Raw genomic sequence first — 14,803 nt, forward strand, 5'->3', positions numbered from 1 at the left:
CCACCCGGGAGTCGCGCAATACGAAGAGACAGCGCTTCAGGGTCTGCCCGTGGGGCTGGGACCTGGTCTTTAATGGTTTAGACCAGTACCCGGAGCTTGGCCTAGACCTTTAGGGGTGTCAAGGGTGTATAAGAAGGGCTGTCGCGTCCGTTATCGGACCGACACCTGAGGCAGGGCGACGACGCGTGACCGGACCGTGCCACCATGTGAGCCGCAACAGACGGAGGAGCCGGTGACGGCAGCAGCACAGGAGTCGGGAAGGCGGGCCATGACCACGGACGGGGGCGGCACGGAGACCGAGGGCGGGGCTCAGACCCGTACCGCGCGCGTGCCCAAGTACTACCGGCTCAAGCGCCACTTGCTCGATATGACGGAGACGCTGCCGCCCGGCACGCCGGTGCCGCCGGAGCGCACGCTCGCCGCGGAGTTCGACACCTCGCGTACGACGGTGCGCCAGGCGCTGCAGGAGCTGGTCGTCGAGGGCCGCCTCGAACGCATCCAGGGCAAGGGCACGTTCGTCGCCAAGCCCAAGGTCTCGCAGGCCCTCCAGCTCACCTCGTACACCGAGGACATGCGGGCGCAGGGCCTGGAGCCCACGTCGCAGTTGCTGGACATCGGGTATGTCACGGCCGACGACACGCTGGCCGGGCTGCTGGACATCTCGACCGGCGGACGGGTGCTGCGGATCGAGCGGCTGCGGCTGGCGAGCGGTGAGCCGATGGCGATCGAGACGACGCATCTGTCGGCGAAGCGCTTCCCGGCGCTGCGCCGCAGCCTGGTCAAGTACACCTCGCTCTACACCGCGCTGGCGGAGGTGTACGACGTCCATCTGGCCGAGGCCGAGGAGACGATCGAGACCTCGCTGGCGAACCCGCGCGAGGCCGGGCTGCTGGGGACGGACGTGGGTCTGCCGATGCTGATGCTTTCGCGCCACTCGCTGGACGCGCGGGGCGAGCCGGTGGAGTGGGTGCGTTCGGTATACCGGGGCGATCGGTACAAGTTCGTCGCGAGGCTGAAGCGGCCCAACGGCTGACACCAGAACGTTGCAGTACCGATATACGGACGGGGGGTGACTGTACGCGGACCACTCGCCTAGATTTCCTGCGCATTACACAGGTGATCAGCGAGGGGACGTGCACATGCCAGAGCCGTCAGCACCACCCAACACGCCACTCGGACGACTCACTCCGAAGTCGATCGCCATCTGGTCGCTCGTCGCCCTCGTGGCCGCGGCCGGCTGGGGCGTACTCGCGCTCTCCCGGGGCGAGGAGATCTCGGCCGCCTGGATGCTCGCGGCCGCGCTCGGCTCGTATGCGATCGCCTACCGCTTCTACTCCCGTTTCATCGCGAACCGGGTACTGAAGGTCGACAAGGCCCGGGCCACCCCCGCCGAGCGGCTCGACAACGGTATCGACTTCCATCCCACCGACCGCCGGGTGCTCTTCGGACACCACTTCGCGGCGGTCGCGGGCGCGGGCCCGCTGGTCGGCCCCGTGCTCGCCGCGCAGATGGGTTATCTGCCGGGCACCATCTGGATCATCGTGGGCGTGATCTTCGCCGGCGCGGTGCAGGACATGGTGACGCTGTTCTTCTCCACCCGCCGCAACGGCCGTTCGCTCGGCCAGATGGCCCATGACGAGATCGGCCCCTTCGGCGGAGCCGCCGCGCTGGTCGCGGTATTCGCCATCATGATCATCCTGCTGGCCGTGCTCGCCCTGGTCATCGTCAACGCCCTGGCGCACTCCCCGTGGGGTGTCTTCTCCATCGCCATGACCATCCCGATCGCCCTCTTCATGGGCGTCTATCTGCGGGTACTGCGTCCTGGCAAGGTCACCGAGGTCTCGGTCATCGGTGTCGCACTGCTGCTCCTCGCCATCGTCGCGGGCGGCTGGATCGCCGAGTCCTCGCTGGCCGACACCTTCACCCTGGAGCCGGGCACGCTGGTCATCTGGATGATCGTGTACGGCTTCCTCGCCTCCGTACTGCCCGTGTGGATGCTGCTGGCGCCGCGCGACTATCTCTCGACCTTCATGAAGGTCGGCACGATCGCGCTGCTCGCGATCGGCGTCTTCGTCGCCCTGCCGACCCTGAAGATGCCCGCCGTCACCGAGTTCGCGGGCCGCGGCGACGGGCCGGTCTTCGCCGGCTCGATGTTCCCGTTCGTCTTCATCACCATCGCGTGCGGCGCACTCTCCGGCTTCCACGCCCTGGTCTCCTCGGGCACCACCCCGAAGATGGTCCAGAAGGAGACCCAGATCCGGATGATCGGGTACGGGGCCATGCTGACCGAGTCCTTCGTCGCCGTCATGGCGATGATCACGGCCTGCATCATCGACCCCGGTCTGTACTTCGCGATCAACTCCCCCGCGGGCGTGGTCGGGACAACGGTCCAGTCCGCCTCCGAGGCCGTGACGAACTTCGGCTTCGCCATCTCCCCGGACCTGCTGGCGAAGGCCGCGTCGGACGTCGAGGAGGCCTCGCTGCTGTCGCGGACCGGTGGTGCGCCGACCTTCGCGCTCGGCATGTCGGACATCTTCTCCGCGGTCATTGGCGGCGCCGGCATGAAGGCGTTCTGGTACCACTTCGCGATCATGTTCGAGGCGCTGTTCATCCTCACCACTGTGGATGCCGGCACCCGGGTGGGCCGCTTCATGCTCCAGGACATGCTGGGCAACGTCTACAAGCCCTTCCGCCAGGTCAGCTGGAAGCCGGGCGTCTGGATCGCCAGCGCGGTCGTCGTCGGCGGCTGGGGCTACTTCCTCTGGGTCGGCGTGCACGACCCCCTGGGCGGCATCAACCAGCTCTTCCCGCTGTTCGGCATCGCCAACCAGCTGCTGGCCGCCGTGGCGCTGGCCGTCTGCACCACACTGCTGGTCAAGTCCGGCCGCCTCAAGTGGGCCTGGATCACCGCCGTCCCGCTGGCCTGGGACGCCGCCGTCACGCTCACCGCGAGCTGGCAGAAGATATTCTCGGCCGACCCGCGGGTGGGCTTCTTCTCCCAGCGGGACAAGTACCAGGCGGGCATCGATTCCGGCGAGGTGCTGCCGCCCGCCAAGACCATGGACGACATGCACACCGTCGTCACCAACTCCACGGTCGACGGCGTGCTCTGCGCCCTCTTCGCCCTCCTCATCATCGTGGTGATCGCGGACGCGGCACGGGTCTGCGTCAAGGCCGTCAGGGACCCCGCGAGCGTCAAACTGTCCGAGGTCCCGTTCACCGAGTCGAAGTTGGTGGCACCGGCCGGTCTGTTCCCCACGGCGGAGGAGAAGGCCGAGCTCCTGGCCGCGGGGGTCGGCCCCGAGGGCGGCATCCGTAAGGACGGCCGCGCCGAGGACGGCGTGCCGGCCGGGACCGGCTCGCCGTGAGCCCGGTGACGAGAGCCCGGCGGGCGGCGGACTGGATCCGCTGGTACGTACGCGAGGTGTCGGGCGAGAGCGTCTACGACAAGTACGTCGCGCACGCCAGATCCTGCGACCCGGCCGCCGAGGTCATGACCCGGCGGGAGTTCGAGCGCAAGCGCACGGACGCACGGGAAGCGGATCCGCGCGAAGGGTTCCGCTGCTGCTGAGCCCGTGAAGTACGGCTGCAGCTGAGCCGGTGAAGGTACGACGGGCCGCCGCATTTCCGGGGACGGAAATACGGCGGCCCGTTGTCGTACCCCTGGTGCACACTTCGGAGCATGGACATCACGATCAGGGAGGCCAGGCCCGAGGAGTACGAGCGTCTCGGCGAGATCACGGCACGGGCCTATCTCGACGACGGGCTGCTGGACTTCGGCGAGGACGACGCGTACCTCCACGAACTGCGGGCCGTGGAGCGCCGGGCCGCCGGCGCGGAAGTGCTCGTCGCTGTGGACGAGGGGGAGTTGCTCGGCGGTGTGACCTTCGCCGCTCCGGGCAGTGTCTGGGCCGACATCGCGCGCGGGGGCGAGGCCGAGTTCCGGATGCTGGCGGTCGCCCGGGAGGGGCGGGGGCGCGGTGCGGGTGAGGCGCTCGTACGGGCCTGCGTCGAGCGGGCACGGGCCATCGACGGCGTGGAACGTCTGCTGCTGTCGACGCAGAGCAGCATGCTCGCCGCCCACCGGATATACGAGCGGATGGGCTTCGTTCGTACGCCCGACCGGGACTGGGAGCCCGTCCCGGGACTCTCCCTGTTGACTTACGCGTTGGAGCTGTAGCCCGCCAGGACACAACATGTGGGGGGTGACGCATCCAGCGGCCCCCACATGTATGCTCATGCTCGCTGTCGCCGCAGGGGAATCCGGTGCGAATCCGGAACTGTCCCGCAACGGTGTGCTGTGGTGTGCTTTGTCGTACCCCACCAGTCCGGAGACCTGCCGACGGCGCATCCGGCTCGACCGAACCGGGTGCCGAGACGTCCGGGCCTCGCGGTTGGGTCGGTGGACGCCGTGCGGTGTGCTGCCTTTTTCCGGGTACGTACGCCCCCGCGGCCCTCCCCCTCCCCCGCCGGCCCAGAGCCGAGCGAGGGAGAGCACCACGTGACCATCGCGCCAGCCGATCCGGCTTCAGGCATCATCGAGCAGGCTGCCGACGGCCCCGGGGCCGCGCTTCTGCGGACCCTGACCGATCTCACGGCCGATCTGCCGGACACCGACCCGGGACGCGTCGCCTCCGCCGCGCTGCGCGGGCGCAACGCCCGGTCGGACGCTGCCGAGTTGCGCGGCCTCGCCACCGACGCCGCCGCGGGGCTGATCTCCGAGGACCCGGCCTACTCCCGGCTCGCCGCCCGCCTGCTGACCCGTCACATCGCGGACGAGGCTGCCGGACAGGGCGCGGTGTCCTTCTCCGCGTCGGTCGCGGTCGGCCACCGCGAGGGCCTGATCGCCGACCGCACGGCCGAGTTCGTCACGCTGCACGCCGCCCGTCTCGACGCGCTGATCGACCAGGACGCGGACGACCGCTTCGGCTACTTCGGGCTGCGCACCCTCTACAGCCGCTATCTGCTCCGGCACCCCATCACCCGCCAGGTGATCGAGACCCCACAGCACTTCATGCTGCGTGTCGCCTCCGGACTGGCGGAAGACATCTCCGCCGGCGCCGTGGACGAAGTCGCCGCGCTGTACGGGCTGATGAGCCGCCTCGACTACCTCCCCTCCTCGCCCACGCTCTTCAACTCCGGCACCCGCCACCCGCAGATGTCCTCCTGCTATCTGCTGGACTCCCCGCTGGACGAGCTCGACTCGATCTACAGCCGCTACCACCAGGTCGCGCGCCTGTCCAAGCACGCGGGCGGCATCGGCCTCTCGTACTCCCGCATCCGCGCCCGCGGTTCACTGATCCGCGGCACCAACGGCCACTCCAACGGCATCGTGCCGTTCCTCAAGACCCTCGACGCCTCGGTCGCCGCCGTGAACCAGGGCGGCCGGCGCAAGGGCGCCGCCGCGATCTACCTGGAGACCTGGCACGCGGACATCGAGGAGTTCCTGGAGCTGCGCGACAACACCGGTGAGGACGCCCGCCGTACGCACAACCTCAACCTCGCGCACTGGATCCCGGACGAGTTCATGCGCCGCGTCGAGGCCGACGCCGACTGGTCGCTGTTCTCACCCGCCGATGTGCCGGGCCTGGTGGACCTGTGGGGCGACGAGTTCGACGCGGCGTACCGCGGGGCGGAGGCCGAAGGACTCGCGCGAAAGACCATCCCCGCACGGGAGTTGTACGGCCGGATGATGCGTACGCTCGCCCAGACCGGCAACGGATGGATGACCTTCAAGGACGCCTCCAACCGCACGGCCAACCAGACCGCGGAGCCGGGCAAGGTGGTCCACTCATCGAACCTGTGCACCGAAATCCTGGAGGTGACGGACGACGGGGAGACCGCCGTCTGCAACCTCGGCTCGGTCAACCTCGGCTCGTTCGTGCTCGCGTCGGGAGTCATCGACTGGGAGCGGCTGGACGAGACCGTCCGTACCGCCGTGACCTTCCTCGACCGGGTCGTCGACATCAACTTCTACCCGACCGAGCAGGCGGGCCGCTCCAATGCCAAGTGGCGTCCGGTGGGCCTGGGCGCGATGGGCCTGCAGGACGTCTTCTTCAAGCTCCGCCTCCCCTTCGACTCGCCCGAGGCGACGGCGCTCTCCACGAAGATCGCCGAGCGGATCATGCTCGCCGCCTACGAGGCGTCCTGCGCCCTTGCCGAGCGCAACGGCCCGCTGCCCGCCTGGTCCCAGACCCGCGCGGCCCGTGGCGTACTGCACCCCGACCACTATGATGTCGCGCTCAACTGGCCGGAGCGCTGGGACGCGCTACGCACCCGCGTCGCCGAGAGCGGCATGCGCAACTCCCTCCTCCTCGCCATCGCGCCGACCGCGACCATCGCCTCCATCGCGGGGGTGTACGAGTGCATCGAGCCGCAGGTCTCCAACCTCTTCAAGCGCGAGACGCTGAGCGGTGAGTTCCTCCAGGTCAACGCCTACCTGGTCCAGGAGCTGAAGAAGCTGGGCGTGTGGGACGCGCAGACCCGTGAGGCGCTGCGCGAGTCCAGTGGCTCGGTGCAGGGCTTCAGCTGGATCCCGGCCGACGTCCGCGCGCTGTACCGCACGGCGTGGGAGCTCCCGCAGCGCGGCCTGATCGACATGGCCGCCGCCCGCACACCGTTCCTGGACCAGTCGCAGTCGCTGAACCTGTTCCTTGAGACGCCGACCATCGGGAAGCTCAGCTCGATGTACGCGTATGCCTGGAAGCAGGGCCTGAAGACGACGTACTACCTGCGCTCCCGTCCCGCGACGCGGATCGCCCGCGCGGCATCCGCAACCGCGCCCGCCGCGGCCACCATCCCCGTGCAGCAGGCCTCCGCGCCCGACGCCGACGCGATCGCCTGCTCCCTGGAAAACCCCGAGTCCTGCGAGGCCTGTCAGTAATGAGCTCGACCGAGAACAAGTCTGTCCCTGCCAGAAACCTGCTGGACCCGGGCTTCGAGCTGACCCTGCGTCCGATGCGCTACCCGGACTTCTACGAGCGCTACCGCGACGCGATCAAGAACACCTGGACCGTCGAGGAGGTCGACCTCCACTCCGACGTGTCCGACCTCGCAAAGCTCACGCCGGGCGAGCAGCACATGATCGGCCGGCTGGTCGCGTTCTTCGCGACGGGCGACTCGATCGTCTCCAACAACCTGGTGCTCACCCTCTACAAGCACATCAACTCCCCCGAGGCGCGGCTGTACCTGAGCCGCCAGCTCTTCGAGGAGGCTGTGCACGTCCAGTTCTATCTGACGCTGCTGGACACCTACCTCCCCGACCCGGACGACCGCGCGGCCGCCTTCGACGCGGTCGAGGAGATCCCGTCGATCCGGGAGAAGGCCCAGTTCTGCTTCAAGTGGATGGCCGCCCTCGAAGGGGAAGGGGGCGAGAAGATCGACCGGCTGGAGTCGAAGGCCGACCGCCGGCGCTTTCTGCTGAATCTGATCTGCTTCGCGGCCTGCATCGAGGGGTTGTTCTTCTACGGCGCGTTCGCGTACGTGTACTGGTTCCGCTCCCGCGGCCTGCTGCACGGCCTGGCCACCGGCACCAACTGGGTGTTCCGGGACGAGACCATGCACATGAACTTCGCCTTCGAGGTCGTGGACACGGTCCGCAAGGAGGAGCCCGACCTCTTCGACGACGCACTCGAGCAGCAGGTGACGGACATGCTGAAGGAGGCAGTCGAGGCGGAGCTGCAGTTCGGCCGTGATCTGTGCGGCGACGGTCTGCCGGGCATGAACACCGAGTCGATGCGCGAGTACCTGCAGTGCGTCGCCGACCAGCGGCTGACCCGGCTGGGCTTCGCCCCGGTGTACGGCTCGGAGAATCCGTTCTCCTTCATGGAGCTGCAGGGCGTCCAGGAGCTGACGAACTTCTTCGAGCGCCGTCCCTCCGCCTATCAGGTGGCGGTTGAGGGCTCGGTCGGCTTCGACGACGACTTCTGATTCTGCTGACGCACGGCCGGGCGGGCGCCTTCGCGTGTCCGCCCGGCCGTTTCGGACGCTCGGGGCCCAACGCCTGCCGCAAGACCCTCCGCGGGCCGGCCGCCCCCGGTACGGCCGCCTGAGCCGAGCCCTCAGATGCCGCAGCTGGACGCCGACCAGAAGCGACTGGCGCGGTGGTCGACGTGCGTGTGGTCACTGTGGCCCGGGTAGCCGGGGCCCAGGATCCCGTTGAACCCGTGGTTGCGGGCCTGCTGCGCCAGCTTGCACAGGGAGTGCGGGCCGGCGCCCAGATCCGCCGCGTCACCGTACAGATGCCGGCTGCCCGCCGCGCCCCCGACCGCGTCGTTGCATGCCTGCGAGCGGAAGCCGCTGGTCACCGTGATGGGCTGATCGCCCAGCGCATGCCGCATGGCCTCCAGCTTCCACATGGTGCGCAGCGCGTTGGACTTGGCGGTCGCGGCGCTCACCGCACCGCCGGCCCAGGTGGTGTTGCAGTCGTTGAGCTCGCCGTAGCTGAAGTGGACGGGCGTGCAGTCGTCGTCCTGGAGGGCGTAGAGCTTGGAGAACGTGGCGGTCCCCGCGACTCCGTCGGCGCCGATCCCGTAGGCCGACTGGAACCGCTTGACCGCCGCGGTGGTCGCCGGGCCGTAGTCGCCGTCAATAGCGAGCACCCCGCCGTAACCGGGATATCCGGCGACCCGGATCTGCAGCTGGGTGACATCGGCACCCGACGCACCCTGGGAGAGCGTGCGCGACCAGGTGTAGCAGCCGTCCGCCTGGGCGGTGCCGGCCGTCGCGACGACGCCGGCCAAGGCTGCGACCGTAAGCATGACAAGGGATAACAGAAGTCGTGCGGTACGCCGGAACATCGGGCCTCCATACCGTGACAGCGGTGTACGGCAGAGACTGGCGGGACGGTCGACGCGCGTCAACAGGGTCTCCTGCGGCGTCATTTGTCCGCCCAATGGCGGCAAGCACGTCGAAGGGCCCGCTCGGCGTGAGCGGACCCCTCGGCAGACTCGGAATTGAGAACTCAGGCGTTCGGCACGGTCTCGTAGCGCGGCGTGCCCTCTTCCATCTGCCGCAGCGCGTCCTTGCGGTCCCGCTTGGAGAGCCGGTCGATGTAGAGGTAGCCGTACAGATGGTCCGTCTCGTGCTGCAGGCAGCGGGCGAAGTACCCCGTGCCGCGCACCCGGATCGGCCTGCCCTCCGCGTCCTGCCCGCGCACCACCGCGTAGTCGGGGCGGGGCAGCGAGGCGTACGCCGTCGGCACCGAGAGGCAGCCCTCATTGGAGTCGTCGAGGACGCGCAGCTCGGGCGCCAGCTCCTCCAGGACCGGGTTGCAGACGGCACCGGTGTGACGAACACCATCGTCGTCCGGGCAGTCGTACACGAAGACCTTGAGGTCCACGCCGATCTGGTTGGCGGCCAGGCCCACGCCCTCGGCCGCCTTCTGGCTGGCGAACATGTCGTCGATCAGCGCCACGAGCTTGTCGTCGAACTCAGTGACGTCCCTGCACTCCTTGTGGAGCACCGGGTTGCCGACGACCGTGATCGGCCGTGCCGTACCGCGCTCGCGGTGCGCCAGCTCACGCTCCTCGCAGTCCTCCGTGTCGACGACGAAGCCGTCGTTCACCTGCTCGTCCGTCTGCTGCTGCGCCATGTCCGCTACTGCGCCTTCCTGAAAACCCGAATCCGATCCCGTACAGCCTACGGCCAGGGATCAGCAGACTTCCTCGAGATCCCGCCACTCACGGGACTCCGGGCTGTCGGCGACCCAGCTGTCCAGCAGCCCCCGGACAAGCCCGTCGGGCGCCGCGATGCCGCACTCGCGCTCCGGCGACCACAAGTCGCCCGCCGTGCGGTGGCCGAGCGGCCCCGGGTGGCCCGGCTCGCTGTGGTCGTGCGGGTCGAGGTGCTCACCCTCGCCCTCGGCACTCGGCATCCGGCTCTCGGAACAGGACCGGCACAGCAGCCGCACCGACGAGGACCAGTCCTCGGCGGCGAATCCGGCGTCCGAGGCAAGCTGCTCCAGGGCGTCCCGGTCGGCCTCGGTCGCGGCTTCCAGCAGCACGACCCAGGTGGGTACGGGCGAGGGCGCCCAGAGCTCGATCTCGTCGAAGACGGGGTAGGAAGGTCCCGCGGAGGTGATCCGCTCCCCATGGGGCACGCCGTCGTGCAGGACGACCTCGCCCCAGCGGCGCCCTGAGGACGGCAGCGGGATGGAGAGCACTTCTATCCGGGCCGGATCGAGCCTGCGGCCCCACACCACCTCGGCCTCGCCCTCGGGCGACAGACGGACGGCCGCGCTGCCCAGGTCCATGCCGACCGGCTCGCCGTTGGCGGCGGCCGCGCCCGGCACCTTCAGGCCGTACGCCTGCCAGGAGCGGCGGGCCAGCGGCCAGTCCTGCAGGGCGGTGGCGGCGATACCGACGTTCCACCAGTCGGGGGCGCCGGTCTCCTTGTCCAGCAGCGCGACGGCCCGCAGGCCGGCGGCGCGCGCCTGCTCCCAGTCGTGGCGGAACTTGTGCAGCAGCGCCAGGTTGAACCAGGACTCGGAGAGCCAGGGCTCGAGGTCCGCCGCCCGTGTCAGCAGCGCGCCCGCGTCCTCGTACCGGCCGTCGCCGATCAGCGTGAACGCGCGGTCGGTGGCCTGCCGCCAAGAGGCGGAGGGCCGATGCCGTACCTTCCCGAAGATCCTCACGATTCCCGCCTGCCGGTCGCTCGGGTCACTGTCCCGGACGTGCTTGTGCCTTCTTTCGCATCCAACCATGCCTAGTCGGAGGCTCGCTCATTACCCATGGGTTACCCAGGTGGGACTGGGGTCAGACCGCCTCGTGCGAGGACTCTGGCGAGGGATTCGACCACCTCGGGCTGGTAGTCGCGCCCGGTGCCGAGCCGCAGCCGCTCGAGTGCGCTCAGCGCCCCGCCCGCTGTTCCTCCGCTTCCCCCGGCCAGATCGTCGTATGCGTTGACGGCCCGGACGATCCGGGCGGGCAGTGGCTGTTCGCGGTACGGGTCGGCCTGCATCTCCACTACGACGGCGACGGCCGCGGGGACGCCGGTCTGCCGGACGACCGCCCCGCCGAGCAGCGCTATCCGCCGCTGCTCGGCGGCGGGCAGGGTGGCGGTGGCCCCCTCCGGTACGGGATCGACGAGCGAGAGCTGCCCGATGTCGTGCATCAGCGCCGCGTACTCCAGGACGGTCAGATCGGGCCCGGAGAGCCCGAGCTCCCGCCCGACGGCGGTGCTGAGCGCGGCGACTCTGCGGGCGTGGCCCGGCTGCGTGTATCCGGCGATCTCGGTGGCGCGGGCCAGGGACGCGATGGTCTGCCGGTAGGTGGTCCTGACCGCCGCGTAGCGCCGGAAGGAGAGCTGGGCGAGGAGGAGGGGCACACAGAACACGGGCAGCGCCCAGAGTCCGGCGACGGCTACGGCGAGGGCCATCACGGCTCCGGTGGCGCAGACCGCGGAGCCTATGCCGAGCAGGGCGCCGATCTCGTCGCGAAGGAGGGGGCCGTACGGAACAGGGGTACCTCCCATGCGCTTGGCGCCATGGGGGAGGGTGCGGGCGTGGAGCATCGCGGCGCCGAGAACGGCGTCGCACAGGGCGGTGAGCACGAGCACCAGGAGAAGAAAGAGCGCGTAGTACGCGCCATGGCCGACCCAGCGCTTCAGCTCACCGGAGTTGTACAGCGGCTGGAAGCACACGGCGGCGAACCCGACGGTCAGCACCCGCCGTGCCACATGGTCGAGCGCGGGCCCGCTCCCGCGCGCCACATGCGGTACAGCCCCGGCGAGCGCGGCCGCGACGACGACGGCGACGACCTGCAGCACCCCGTGCGTGGTGGGCCGCCCGGCGCACTCTCCGAGGAGCGCGTATGCCAGCGCACCCGCGGCCCCCAGCGGCGCCGGCTCCCTCTCCCCGGGCTGGGCCCCCCACCGGGCGAGCTCCCCGACGGCGATGAACGCCCCGAAGGCAAGCGCGTTCCACGGCTGGTCCACGCCCTGCCACAGAGTCCCCGCCAGCGCACTGCCGGTGAGCAGCGCGGCGGCTGCGCGGACGAGTCGGCCGAGGGTCCCGGGCGAGCGGGTCACCCCCGTCCGCCCGGGGTACCCGTGTCACGCCTCGGCACCGTCACGCGTGCCTGCCCCGGCTGCGGAGGGACGTTTCCGCTTACGCCCCGGCCCGCGGCCCCGGATCCGGCTCCCGCGCCCGCCTCGTCCGACGTCACCGCCGTCTCCCATCCGTGCCGCTCCAGCGCCCTCACCAGCGCCCGCACCATCTGTGGATCGAACTGGCTCCCCGCGCACCGCTTCAGCTCCTCCAGCGCCGCCGCCACCGGCCTTGCCCGCCGGTACGACCTGGTCGACGTCATGGCGTCGAACGCGTCCGCCACCGCGACGACCCGCGCGAACTCCGGGATCTGGCGCCCCACGAGGCCGTACGGATAGCCGCTCCCGTCCAGCCGCTCGTGGTGGTGCAGGATCGCCGCCCTCGCCTCCCCCAGGAATCCGATGCCGCGCACCATGTCGTGCCCGTACTCCGGGTGCAGCTCGATCACCCGCCGCTCCTGAGGCGTCAGCGGACCGTCCTTGCGCAGCACCCGCGTCGGCACTCCGAGCTTCCCCACGTCATGCAGGATCCCGGCGAACCGGAGCAGCTCGAGCCGCCCCTCGTCCATGCTCAGTTCGCGCGCGATCAGCACGGAGGCGCGGCCGACCCGCTCGCTGTGCCCCCGGGTGTACTTGTCCTTGATGTCGACGGCCTGCACCAGCGCCCGGATCGTCGCCTGGTGCGCGGCACGCTCCCGGTGGTACTGCGCGAAGATCCAGCAGGAGATGTACATCGGCAGCAGTACGAGGAGCGCGGACAGCGGTCCGTACGGACTGCGCCACAGCACCGCCATCATCAGCCCCGCGAGGCCGTGCACACAGTGCGGCGCCAACGACCGCAGCAGCAGCCCGCGCCAGGCGGTCCGTACGGGCAGCTGTTCCGCGGTGGCGAGGATGCCGCCGTCCAGCGCGGTCAGCACCAGACAGAAGACGAGTGCCCCCGCCGCCGCGGGCAGCAGCGCGTACGGGAAGTCCGGCGCCCGCAGCGTGCGCTCCCCGGCGAGCAGCAGATACGTTTGCGCCGCTCCCCATGTCGCGAGCGCGAGCTGCGCCGCCCGCCAGATCCGGCGTATGCCCGCGGGCGGCTGGTCGACCCGGCCCAGCAGCGCGCCGGGGAGGGCGACGAGCGTGGCCGCGGCGGGTGGCAGTACAAACGCCCCGGCGAGCAGTACGGGGAAGAAGGATCCGGCGCCCACCGGCACGGAGTTACCGAGGTAGCGGCAGCGGGCCGGCATCTCGCACGCGGCGTACAGCCCGGCGAGCAGCAGCACGGCGGTCCAGGGGACCTCGGCCGCGTGCCGCACCGCGGGCAGTGCGCATACCGCGGCGCACAGCACCGCGCCACAAATGTAAGCGCGTGCCGCCGCCGGTATGGCCATCACTGCCCCCCTCCCCGCCCTCTCACAAATGGAGCGCCAGGCTAGCGAGTTGGGGGTGACGTGGCGGCGAGTAGTCGGCTTTTCGCACCTACGGGTGACAGACCCGGGTACAGAAAACGGGCATATGTGAAGTGGGCACGCGCAAAAGGCGCGCCGCGACAATCGCGGCGCACCTTTCGGGTACGTCAGGTACGTACTGTGCCGGTGCCTACTCCTGGGCGGCGACGCCCGGCAGGTCCGCGCCGGCGACGGTCACGTCGTGGTCGGGCACAGCCTGACCGGACCGGATCAGGTCGATGCGACCCATGACCTTGGCCCGCAGATCGCTGGGCACGTCATCATGGCCGCAGCAACGCTTGACCAGCTTCTTCACAGCCTGCTCAAGACCGTACTTCTCCAGGCACGGCGAGCACTCCTCGAAGTGCACTTCGAACTTGGTGCAGTCGGCGTCGGGCATCTCACGGTCGAGAAACTCGTAGAGATGGTCCAGGACCTCTGAGCAATCCGTCTCGTGCGGCTCTCCGCAGCTCATGAGCCCGAGCCTTTCGCGTCGTTCGACTCCCCCGCACCGGCCGGGACGAGTCCGCGCTCACGGGCGTAGTCCTCCAGCATGCCGCGCAGTTGACGGCGGCCGCGGTGCAGACGGGACATGACCGTCCCGATGGGTGTTCCCATGATGTCCGCGATCTCCTTGTACGCAAAGCCCTCTACGTCCGCGAGATATACCGCGATGCGGAACTCCTCCGGAATCGCCTGCAGTGCTGCCTTCACGTCCGAGTCCGGCAGGTGGTCCAGGGCCTGCGACTCGGCGGAGCGCAGCCCGGTCGACATGTGCGACTCGGCGCGGGCGAGCTGCCAGTCCTCGATGTCCTCGGCTGCGCTGCGCTGGGGCTCGCGCTGCTTCTTGCGGTACGAGTTGATAAAAGTGTTCGTGAGGATCCGGTACAGCCACGCCTTGAGGTTGGTGCCCTCGCGGAACTGGTGGAAGGATCCGTACGCCTTGGCGTACATCTCCTGCACGAGATCCTCGGCATCGGCCGGGTTGCGCGTCATGCGCAGCGCAGCCGAATACATCTGGTCCAGGTAGCCGAGGGCGTCCCGCTCGAAACGGGCATTGCGCTCGACGGTCGTCTCCTCGGACTGCTCCGCCTGGCCGTCGTCGGTCCCTGCGTCGGTCCCAGTGACCGGACCCACCTCCTCCAACGCTGTGGCGAGGCCGAATGCCGACCCGCTCGAATCGGAGGATAGACGACGATCCCCTCCGCCCGCCGCCCGAGCAGGGGCGGTCCTGGCCGCGGAAAGCACCGTCCACTCCAGGTCAGCGGCGTGCGAGCGGCTCGGGCAGATGGTCGAACCCATGCGACGGACTCCCTACTGCA

At 69.7% G+C, this 14,803-nt stretch carries 13 protein-coding genes and 1 riboswitch; of the genes, 6 read left to right on the forward strand and 7 right to left on the reverse strand.

The window, feature by feature from the left end; genetic code table 11:
* Positions 1–268: 268 nt before the first annotated feature.
* The 6 genes from J7E87_RS18405 (at position 269) to J7E87_RS18430 (ending at position 7,929) form a co-directional block, all read left to right on the forward strand.
* Positions 269–1,033, forward strand: coding sequence for a GntR family transcriptional regulator (locus tag J7E87_RS18405; protein WP_215095297.1), 765 nt, complete (start codon positions 269–271; stop codon positions 1,031–1,033).
* Positions 1,034–1,139: 106 nt separating this feature from the next.
* Complete coding sequence (locus tag J7E87_RS18410) at positions 1,140–3,368, forward strand: carbon starvation CstA family protein (RefSeq protein ID WP_215095299.1); 2,229 nt, start codon at positions 1,140–1,142, stop codon at positions 3,366–3,368.
* Positions 3,369–3,373: 5 nt separating this feature from the next.
* Positions 3,374–3,571, forward strand: a complete 198-nt coding sequence (locus J7E87_RS18415) for a YbdD/YjiX family protein (protein WP_215095301.1) — start codon at positions 3,374–3,376, stop codon at positions 3,569–3,571.
* A gap of 111 nt (positions 3,572–3,682) precedes the next feature.
* Positions 3,683–4,180, forward strand: a complete 498-nt coding sequence (locus tag J7E87_RS18420) for a GNAT family N-acetyltransferase (RefSeq protein ID WP_215095303.1) — start codon at positions 3,683–3,685, stop codon at positions 4,178–4,180.
* 45 nt (positions 4,181–4,225) lie between these two features.
* Positions 4,226–4,359: riboswitch (cobalamin riboswitch) on the forward strand.
* A gap of 142 nt (positions 4,360–4,501) precedes the next feature.
* A complete protein-coding gene (locus J7E87_RS18425) occupies positions 4,502–6,883 on the forward strand; it encodes a ribonucleoside-diphosphate reductase subunit alpha (RefSeq protein WP_215095305.1) in 2,382 nt (793 codons plus the stop codon).
* Positions 6,883–7,929 carry a ribonucleotide-diphosphate reductase subunit beta gene (locus J7E87_RS18430; RefSeq protein WP_215095307.1) on the forward strand — a complete coding sequence of 349 codons (1,047 nt, stop codon included), beginning with the start codon at positions 6,883–6,885 and terminating at the stop codon, positions 7,927–7,929. The genes J7E87_RS18425 and J7E87_RS18430 overlap by 1 nt, the downstream gene beginning before the upstream one ends.
* A 131-nt stretch (positions 7,930–8,060) precedes the next feature.
* Here the strand turns inward: J7E87_RS18430 and J7E87_RS18435 are convergent, their stop codons facing one another.
* The 7 genes from J7E87_RS18435 to J7E87_RS18465 all read right to left on the reverse strand — a co-directional run bounded on the left by J7E87_RS18435 (position 8,061) and on the right by J7E87_RS18465 (position 14,618).
* Positions 8,061–8,798, reverse strand: a complete 738-nt coding sequence (locus tag J7E87_RS18435; RefSeq protein ID WP_215095309.1) for a D-Ala-D-Ala carboxypeptidase family metallohydrolase — start codon at positions 8,796–8,798, stop codon at positions 8,061–8,063.
* 164 nt (positions 8,799–8,962) lie between these two features.
* Positions 8,963–9,592 (reverse strand): peptide deformylase, encoded by a 630-nt coding sequence (gene def, locus J7E87_RS18440; protein WP_215095310.1) that lies wholly within the window; start codon positions 9,590–9,592, stop codon positions 8,963–8,965.
* Between the two features lie 60 nt (positions 9,593–9,652).
* Positions 9,653–10,633: a hypothetical protein gene (locus tag J7E87_RS18445; protein WP_215095311.1), complete on the reverse strand. Its 981-nt coding sequence runs from the start codon at positions 10,631–10,633 to the stop codon at positions 9,653–9,655.
* Between the two features lie 101 nt (positions 10,634–10,734).
* A complete protein-coding gene (locus J7E87_RS18450; RefSeq protein WP_215095312.1) occupies positions 10,735–12,027 on the reverse strand; it encodes an HD-GYP domain-containing protein in 1,293 nt (430 codons plus the stop codon).
* A complete protein-coding gene (locus tag J7E87_RS18455; protein WP_374195191.1) occupies positions 12,024–13,427 on the reverse strand; it encodes an HD-GYP domain-containing protein in 1,404 nt (467 codons plus the stop codon). Before J7E87_RS18455 ends, J7E87_RS18450 begins: the two co-directional genes overlap by 4 nt.
* A 205-nt stretch (positions 13,428–13,632) precedes the next feature.
* Complete coding sequence (gene rsrA, locus J7E87_RS18460; protein ID WP_215095314.1) at positions 13,633–13,956, reverse strand: mycothiol system anti-sigma-R factor; 324 nt, start codon at positions 13,954–13,956, stop codon at positions 13,633–13,635.
* Complete coding sequence (locus J7E87_RS18465) at positions 13,953–14,618, reverse strand: sigma-70 family RNA polymerase sigma factor (protein ID WP_215095315.1); 666 nt, start codon at positions 14,616–14,618, stop codon at positions 13,953–13,955. The genes rsrA and J7E87_RS18465 overlap by 4 nt, the downstream gene beginning before the upstream one ends.
* Between the last annotated feature and the right edge of the window lie 185 nt (positions 14,619–14,803).

The sequence above is a fragment of the Streptomyces sp. ISL-1 genome (assembly GCF_018614585.1).
Taxonomy (GTDB): domain Bacteria; phylum Actinomycetota; class Actinomycetes; order Streptomycetales; family Streptomycetaceae; genus Streptomyces; species Streptomyces maoxianensis.